8 protein-coding genes are annotated in these 8,243 nt (G+C 66.6%); 1 reads left to right on the top strand and 7 read right to left on the bottom strand.

Annotation, left to right across the window (positions count from 1 at the left end; all coding sequences use genetic code 11):
• On the top strand, positions 1 to 480 hold a 480-nt coding region (locus B2W70_RS12825; RefSeq protein WP_286746220.1), incomplete at its 5' end, for an ATP-binding protein.
• Between the two features lie 48 nt (positions 481 to 528).
• Here B2W70_RS12825 and lapB read toward each other — a convergent pair.
• The 7 genes from lapB to pheA all read right to left on the bottom strand — a co-directional run.
• Positions 529 to 1,686 (bottom strand): lipopolysaccharide assembly protein LapB, encoded by a 1,158-nt coding sequence (gene lapB / locus B2W70_RS12830; RefSeq protein WP_286746222.1) that lies wholly within the window; start codon positions 1,684 to 1,686, stop codon positions 529 to 531.
• A gap of 81 nt (positions 1,687 to 1,767) precedes the next feature.
• On the bottom strand, positions 1,768 to 2,127 hold the full coding sequence (locus B2W70_RS12835) for a LapA family protein (RefSeq protein ID WP_286746224.1): 360 nt from the start codon (positions 2,125 to 2,127) through the stop codon (positions 1,768 to 1,770).
• Between the two features lie 3 nt (positions 2,128 to 2,130).
• Entirely contained in the window at positions 2,131 to 2,466 is a 336-nt protein-coding gene (locus B2W70_RS12840) for an integration host factor subunit beta (protein WP_058088088.1), read from the bottom strand.
• Positions 2,467 to 2,623: 157 nt separating this feature from the next.
• Complete coding sequence (rpsA, locus tag B2W70_RS12845) at positions 2,624 to 4,309, bottom strand: 30S ribosomal protein S1 (protein WP_058088087.1); 1,686 nt, start codon at positions 4,307 to 4,309, stop codon at positions 2,624 to 2,626.
• A gap of 225 nt (positions 4,310 to 4,534) precedes the next feature.
• Positions 4,535 to 6,580 (bottom strand): bifunctional 3-phosphoshikimate 1-carboxyvinyltransferase/cytidylate kinase, encoded by a 2,046-nt coding sequence (locus B2W70_RS12850; RefSeq protein ID WP_286746227.1) that lies wholly within the window; start codon positions 6,578 to 6,580, stop codon positions 4,535 to 4,537.
• A 20-nt stretch (positions 6,581 to 6,600) separates the two neighbouring features.
• Entirely contained in the window at positions 6,601 to 7,488 is an 888-nt protein-coding gene (locus B2W70_RS12855) for a prephenate dehydrogenase (RefSeq protein WP_286746228.1), read from the bottom strand.
• Positions 7,489 to 7,509: 21 nt separating this feature from the next.
• Positions 7,510 to 8,243: prephenate dehydratase (gene pheA, locus B2W70_RS12860; protein WP_286746230.1), on the bottom strand; the 734-nt coding region annotated here is incomplete at its 5' end.

The following is an 8,243-nucleotide window of genomic DNA, read 5'->3' on the forward strand; positions in this document are numbered from 1 at the left end:
AATCCCTGCCCCTGCGGGCACCTGGGGCACCCCGTCAGGGCCTGCCGTTGCACGCCTGAGCAGGTCTCGCGCTACCAGTCGCGCTTGAGTGGCCCGCTGCTCGATCGCATCGATCTTCAGGTCGAGGTGCCGATGCTGCCGCCCGAGGTGCTGTCACGCGCGCCCGATGGGGAGTCGAGTGCCCAAGTGGCCGAAAGGGTGAAGGTGACGCGCGCGTTGCAATGGCAGCGCCAGGGCTGCCTCAACGCCGAGTTGGACGCGGCGGGGCTGGATCGCCATGCTTGCCTGCAGCAGGCCGCTCGGCAGTTGCTGAACCAGGCGGCGACCAAGCTGGGTTGGTCTGGGCGGGCCCTGCATCGCGTGGTCAGGCTGGCTCGGACGCTGGCGGATCTGCAGGGCCTGGAGGCCATTGGCCCAACGCACGTGGCCGAGGCCATTCAGTTCAGGCGAGCGCTGGGGGCGATGGCAGCTGCTGCTTGATGCGGTCCTCGGCGCCGCCACCCATTCGGCACGGCGCGGGCCCCGGCTTCAAAGGTCCTCGAGTTTGCGAGGCGGGTAGGTTTCCCACCCCTGGCAGCCAGGGCATTGCCAGAAATGGTGCTGGCTCTCGAAACCACAGGCCGCGCAACGGTAACGCTGCAAGGGCTGTGCGGCCGTCGCCAAGGACTGCTGCATGCGCTCGATCTCCGGCTCTTCCAGCGGCTTGTGCGTGATCAGGCGCTCGCGGATCAGGCCCTGCGCTGCAGACAAGGAAGGCTGGCGCGCCATGTGCGTCATCAGCGCCTGTCGGCGCATCTCCGGGTCGGGCTGCAGCGCGTTGAGGGCCAGCAGCACGTCGACCGAGGGCATCTGCTGGTAGAGACTCTCGAGTTTGCGCAAGGCTGCCGAGGCCTGGCCCTGTGCTTCGGCACAGCGCGCGTAATCCATCGCGACCAGAGAGAAAGACTGAGGCTGCATGGCCATCAGCTCGTCCCAAGCCGACAGGGCGTCGGTCGGGCGCGCCTGTCGCAATGCCCGCTGGCCGGCCAGCACCAGCGGCCGAGCGGCCTGGGGGGCGGCCTCGCGGGCGCGATGCAGGGCCTGTTCGGCTTCGTCCAGGCGGTCTCGGGCATCGGCCTCCTGTGCGATTTCACACCAGTGGTGAGCCATGCGTTGAGAGAACGAGCCCGTGCCAGCGGCTTCCAGCTGGCGCGCGATTTCGATGGCGCCATGCCAGTTGCGTGAGCGCTCGTGCAGCGACAGCAACGCCAGGCGCGCGTCGGTGCTGAAGGCGGTGCCTTCAAGCGCCTGGAAGGCCGCCTCCGCGCGGTCGAACAGCCCTGCCTTCATGAAGTCCTGCGCCAGGGCGTGCTGGGCCTTCTCGCGCTCTTCGCGCTTGAGGTCGGCGCGTGCCAGCAGGTGTTGGTGCACGCGGATGGCGCGCTCGTACTCGCCGCGGCGCCGGAAGAGGTTGCCCAGTGCAAAGTGCAGGTCGGACGTGTTGGGGTCGTGTTGCACCGCCTCGATGAATGCATCGATGGCCTTGTCCTGTTGTTCGTTGAGCAGCAAGTTCAGGCCCTTGAAGTAGGCCTGTGGCGACGCCTGGTCCTCGCGCTTGAGTTGGCGCAGGTCGAGCCGGGACGCGATCCAGCCCAGCAGGAAGGCCAAGGGCAGGGCGAGCAGCAGCCAGTAGAAGTTGAAATCCATGGGCGGGGCGCCTGTGCGCTGTCCGGGTGAGCCGAGGTGGGCGGGTGCAGGCAGTGGTTGACAGCTGCGATCAGGCTGCAGTCACTTGACCGGCTTGCGGGGGGCCGGCATGTCCGGCGGGAAGGGCAATTCGCTGGGCAGGTTCAGCGGCTCGGCGTTGACGCTGGCCGTGGGCGAGGTGCCGGTCGTTGCGGCCACCGGATCGGGCATCAGCAACTGACGGTTGCGGGCCGTGCGGCGGTGGCGCCACCAGCTCGGCAGCATGGCCAGCACGCCGGTGATGCAACCCAGTGCGAAAACGGCCAGGACAACGAACACCATGGGGGCTTGCCAGCGCCAGCCAAAGACCCACTTCAATTCAACCAGGTGCTGGTTGTTGAGTGCGAAGGCAAACAGGATGAAGAACAGCAGTCCGCGCCACAACCAGTTCAAGGCTCGCATGGGTCAGTTTGGCTTGGTTTCGTTAGGGGCTGAGAGATCGGTTTGAGAGGCCAGTGTAGCGGCTTGATCGACGCCTTCGCGCAGGGCCTTGCCGGGCTTGAAGTGCGGCACCAGTTTTTCCGGGATCAGGACTTGTTCGCCGGAGCGCGGGTTGCGGCCCATGCGCGGCGGGCGGCGGCTGATCGAGAAGCTGCCGAAACCGCGGATCTCGATCCGGTGGCCCTTGGCCAAGGCCTCCGACATGGCGTCGAGGATGGTCTTGACGGCGAATTCGGCGTCGCGCTGGGTCAACTGGCTGAAGCGCTCGGCCAGCCGGGCGACGAGATCGGAGCGTGTCATGGATGCGGTCGGAGGCTGGCGTGCCGAATGCGGGTGTCCGGGGGGACTGAGGTGAGCGGCAGCAGGCGTCTGTTGAAGGACGCTTGCCCCGCTCAGCTCAATCCCCTTCGCGCCGGAGCAGGCTCCGGCGGTCGGGGGAAAAGAACGCTGGCTGGGATCAGCCGTTGTTCTGGTCGAGCTTGGCCTTGAGCAGGGCGCCCAGGCTGGTGGTGCCGGAGCCTTCCTTGGTGGTGTCGGCGCGCAGCGATTGCATGGCTTCTTGCTGCTCGACGTTGTCCTTGGCCTTGATCGACAACTGGATGCCGCGGGTCTTGCGGTCGATGTTGATGATCAGGGCGGTGACTTCGTCGCCTTCCTTCAGCACGTTGCGAGCGTCTTCCACGCGGTCGCGGGAGATTTCCGAAGCGCGCAGGTAGCCGATGATGTCGTCACCCAGGGTGATTTCGGCACCCTTGGCGTCCACGGTCTTGACCACGCCGGTGACGGTGGCGCCACGGTCATTGAGGGTGGTGAAGTTGGTGAACGGATCGGAGTCCAGCTGCTTGATGCCCAGGGAGATGCGCTCGCGCTCCACGTCGATGGCCAGCACGACGGCTTCGACTTCCTGGCCCTTCTTGTAGTTGCGCACGGCGGCTTCGCCAGGCTCGTTCCACGACAGGTCGGACAGGTGCACCAGGCCGTCGATGCCGGCAGCCAGGCCCACGAACACGCCGAAGTCGGTGATCGACTTGACGGGGCCCTTGACCTTGTCGCCACGGTTGAACGACTGGGCGAAATCGTCCCAGGGGTTCGGCTTGCACTGCTTCATGCCCAGGGAGATGCGACGCTTGTCTTCGTCGATTTCCAAGACCATGACTTCCACTTCGTCGCCCAGGTTGACGATCTTGTTGGGGGCCACGTTCTTGTTGGTCCAGTCCATCTCAGACACGTGCACCAGGCCTTCGATGCCCGGTTCGATCTCGACGAAAGCGCCGTAGTCAGCGATGTTGGTGACCTTGCCGAACAGGCGGGTGCCGGCCGGGTAGCGGCGCGAAACGCCAACCCAGGGGTCGTCGCCCATTTGCTTCAGACCCAGCGAAACGCGGTTCTTCTCGGCGTCGAACTTCAGGACCTTGGCGGTCAGTTCCTGGCCAACCGTCACGACTTCGGACGGGTGACGGACACGGCGCCATGCCATGTCGGTGATGTGCAGCAGGCCGTCGATGCCGCCGAGGTCCACGAAGGCACCGTATTCGGTGATGTTCTTGACCACGCCGTTGACGATCGCGCCTTCGCGCAGGGTTTCCATCAGCTTGGCGCGCTCTTCGCCCATCGAAGCTTCGACCACAGCGCGGCGCGACAGCACCACGTTGTTGCGCTTGCGGTCCAGCTTGATGACCTTGAATTCCATGGTCTTGCCTTCGAAAGGCGACATGTCCTTCACGGGGCGGGTGTCGAGCAGCGAGCCGGGCAGGAAGGCGCGGATGCCGTTGACCAGGACGGTCAGACCGCCCTTGACCTTGCCGTTGACGGTGCCGGTCACGAAGTCGCCAGACTCCAGAGCGGTTTCCAGCGACAGCCACGAGGCCAGGCGCTTGGCCTTGTCGCGCGACAGGATGGTGTCGCCGTAGCCGTTTTCGATGGCGTCGACAGCCACGGACACGAAGTCGCCCACTTGGACTTCGATCTCGCCCTGGTCGTTCTTGAACTCTTCCAGGGGCACGTAGGCTTCGGACTTCAGGCCGGCGTTGACGACCACGAAGTTGTGTTCGACGGCCACCACCTCAGCGGTGATGACTTCGCCCGTGCGCATGTTGGCGCGCTGCAGCGACTCTTCAAAAAGGGCGGCAAAGGATTCAGACATGGAATTTCCTGTGCTGGCGTGAACCAGCGGATACGCCCGGATCGACAGGAACGACCCGAACGGGTTGGGTTGAAGAACATGGCGCCCGGGTGCCGAAGATGGCAGTCCTGATTGCTCGAACCCCCACCTGGCAGCGGGGGCTGGACGTCACAGCCTTGTGTTTGTCACGGAACGTGACGTGGCCCCTTCACAGTGGGCGCTGGCCTGAAGTCGGTTGAAACCAGGTCAGTGCCGCACGATGACGTGGGGCCAGCCAGCCACCCACCACCCCAGCACCGTGTCGACCGATTGCTCGATCGTCAGGGCCGAGTTGTCGAGCAACTGGGCATCTTGTGCCGGCTTCAAGGGCGCCACCGCGCGGGAACGGTCCCGCAAGTCGCGCGCCTCCAAGTCGGAGCAAATCTCATCAAGGGTAACAGAAACGCCCTTGGAAATCAATTGGCGGTGGCGGCGCTCGGCGCGCTCGGCCACCGAGGCGGTCAGGAAGACCTTGAGCGCGGCGTCCTGGAACACGACGGTGCCCATGTCGCGGCCATCGGCCACCAAGCCCGGCAGGCCGCGGAAGGCTTTTTGCAGCTCCAGCAGCGCCTGGCGCACGCCTGGGTAAGCGGACAGCCGGGAGGCTGCTTGTCCGATTTCTTCGCGGCGAACGGCTTCGCTGACGTCGCGGCCATCGACCCAGATGTGTTCGCGATCGAAGCGCAAGGAGATGGCCTCGCCCAGTTGGCGGGCAAGCTGTTCGAGCGCGTTGGCGTCACCCAAGTCGATGCCTTGCTCGACGGCCAGCAAGCCGGTGATGCGGTAGAGCGAGCCCGAATCAAGGAATTGGTAGCCCAGGCGGGTGGCCAGGGCGCTGGCCAGCGTGCCCTTGCCTGAGGCCGTGGGGCCGTCGACGGTGATCACGGGGATCCAGTCCGGGCGCGTCTGGGCGACCTGGAACAGGGCCTCGAAGTAGTCGGGGAAGGTCTTGGCGACGCAGCGCGGGTCATCGATGCGCACCGACACGGGCTTGCTCGTGTCGGCAGTGGGCGCCAGCGCGTTGAAGGCGGCCAGCGAGAAGCACATGGCCATGCGGTGGTCGTCGTAGGTGTGGATGCTGGCGTGCTGCCAGCCACCTCGGGCGGGGGGCGTCACCTCGATGAAGTCTTCGCCCTCGACCACGGTGGCACCCAGCTTGCGTAGCTCGATGGCCATGGCTGAGATGCGGTCGGTTTCCTTGACGCGCCAGCTGGCGATGTTGCGCAGCCGGGTCGTGCCTTCGGCGTACAGCGCCATCACGGCCAGGGTCATGGCCGCGTCGGGGATGTGGTTGCAGTCCAGGTCGATGGCCTTGAGCGGCCAGGCGCCACGGCGCACTTCCAGCCAGTTGGCGCCGGAGCTGACCTGGGCGCCCATGGCCTCGGCTGCTTCGATGAAGCGGATGTCGCCCTGGATGGACGCGCTGCCCACGCCTTCGATGCGCACGGGCTCTTCGATGCCGGCGATCGCGCCGGCCGCGATGAAGTAGGACGCCGACGAGGCATCGGCCTCGACGTGGATGTGGCCGGGCGACTGGTAGCGGCTGCCACGGGGGATGACGAAGCGCTCCCAGCCCTGGCGTTGCACCTGGATGCCAAAGCGCGCCAGCAGGTTCAGCGTGATCTCGATGTAGGGCTTGGAGATGAGCTCACCCACCACCTCGATGACCAGGTCCTGCTCCTGCGAGACCAGCGGCAGCGACAGCAGCAGCGCGGTCAGGAACTGGCTGGAGACGTCGCCACGGACCTGGATGGGGCGGCTCAGGTTCAGGCGCCCGCCGGCCAGGCGCAGCGGTGGGTAGCCCTCGTTGGCCAGGCACTCGACCACGCAGCCCAGCGGACGCAGCGCGTCGACCAGGTCGCCGATGGGGCGCTCGTGCATGCGCGGGATGCCGCTGAGCGTGAACACGCCGCCCTGCGTGGCCGACAGCAGGGCCAGCGCGGCGGTCAGCGGTCGGATGGCGGTGCCGGCGTTGCCCATGAACAGGTCGGCCTGCAGCACAGACAGCTTGCCTGCCAGACCAGTGATGTGCACGGTGTCTGCGTTCTGCTGGATGTCGCAGCCGAGCACGCGCAGTGCTTCGAGCATGACGCGCGTGTCGTCGGATGCCAGCAGGTCGTGGACCACGGTCGTGCCTTCGCTCAAGCCTGCCAGCAGCAGCACCCGGTTGGAGATGCTTTTGGAGCCGGGCAGGCGCAGGGTGCCACCGGCGGTCAGCAGCGGGGGCAGGTCGAGGAAGGCGGTGGTGTACATGCGGACAACGAAAGAAAACTTCAGCGGACGGTCTGGGGTGGTTTGCCGCCTCCCAGGCTCCACTGGCTGCGGGCATCGGAGGCGGTCTGGATCAGGCGCTGCAGATCGGGGCCACTCCAGTCGCGCATCTGGCGCTCCATGGCCTCCAGGGCTTGGCGGAAGGCTTCGGATTGCCGCAGCACCTCCTCGCGATTGGACAGCAGGATGTCGCGCCAGACGGTCGGGTCGCTCGCCGCGATGCGGGTGAAATCACGGAATCCGGGGCCGGCAAGCGAGAGGTACTCCTGGCCGCCCGGTTGCTCGCCCATCGCGTTCATGTAAGCGAAGGCCAGCAAGTGAGGCAGGTGGCTGACGGCGGCGAAAGCAGCGTCGTGGTGCTCGGGCGTCATCTTGAGCACCTGCGAGCCCACGGCGGCCCACACGTCGGTGGCTTTTTGCACCAGAGTCGGGTTGGTTTGCTCAAGCGGTGTGAGGATGACCTTGCGGCCCTGGTAGAGCGTGGCGTCGGCGTGCTCGATGCCAGCGACCTCGCGCCCGGCGATCGGGTGAGCCGGCACGAACGAGGGCAGGCGCTCTTTGAGCACACGGCGCGCGGCATCGACCACGTCGCGCTTGGTCGAGCCCACGTCCATGAACAGCACGTTGGGGTCGACCAGGTGGCGGATGGCCTTGAAGGTGCCTTCGCTGGCAGCGACCGGCACGGCGATCAGCACGATGTCGGAGCCCGAGACCGCCAACAGCGCCGATTCGGCAGCCACGTCGATGACGCCCAGGCGGCGGGCTTTTTCGACGGTCGAGGGGGACTTGCTGTAGCCGATGACGCGCTTGACCAGGCCGGCCTTCTTGAGGGCCAGCGCGAAGGAGCCGCCCATCAGGCCGCAGCCGATCAGACCGAGCTGGTTGAACATGGTGGTCGAGGTCCTGGTGACTCAGTGCACGTCCAGCGGGTAGCTGCCGAGCACCTTGAAGAAAGAACACTGGGCGCGCAGCTCGTCGAGGGCGGCGGCCACGTTGTCCTGGGCGGCGTGGCCTGCCAGGTCGATGAAGAAGAAGTACTCCCACTGGCCCGAGCGGGCCGGGCGGGACTCGAAGCGGGTCATGGACACGCCATGGCGCTTGAGCGGCACGAGCAGGTCGTGCACGGCGCCGGGGCGGTTGTCCACCGAGGCGATCAGGCTGGTGCAGTCGCGACCGGTGGGGCCGGACGGCGGCTGTCGCTCTGGCCGGGTGAGGACCACGAAGCGGGTGCGGTTGTGGGCCTCATCCTGCACGGCGCGCTGCACCACGTGCAGGCCGAACATGGCCGCGGCGCGTTCACTGGCCAGGGCCGCAACGCTGGGGTCGGCGGCGGCCAGGCGTGCGCCTTCGGCGTTGCTGCTGACCGCATGGCGTTCGGCCTGCGGCAGGTGTTGGCTCAGCCAGCCCTGGCATTGGGCCAGCGCCTGCGGGTGTGCCGCCACGCTGGTGATGCCTTCAAGCGATGGGGCGCTGCGCAGCAGGTTGTGTTGCACCAGCAGCGAGGTCTCACCCATGACGACCAGCGGCGACTGCAGCAGCAGGTCGAGCGAGCGGGCGACCACACCTTCGGTCGAGTTTTCGATGGCGATCACGCCGAAATCTGCCGAGCCGGCCTCCGTGGCGCGGAAGACCTCGTCGAAGTTGG

Origin of the sequence: Aquabacterium sp. UBA2148 (genome assembly GCF_002328915.1) — a bacterium.
Taxonomy (GTDB): domain Bacteria; phylum Pseudomonadota; class Gammaproteobacteria; order Burkholderiales; family Burkholderiaceae_C; genus Aquabacterium; species Aquabacterium parvum.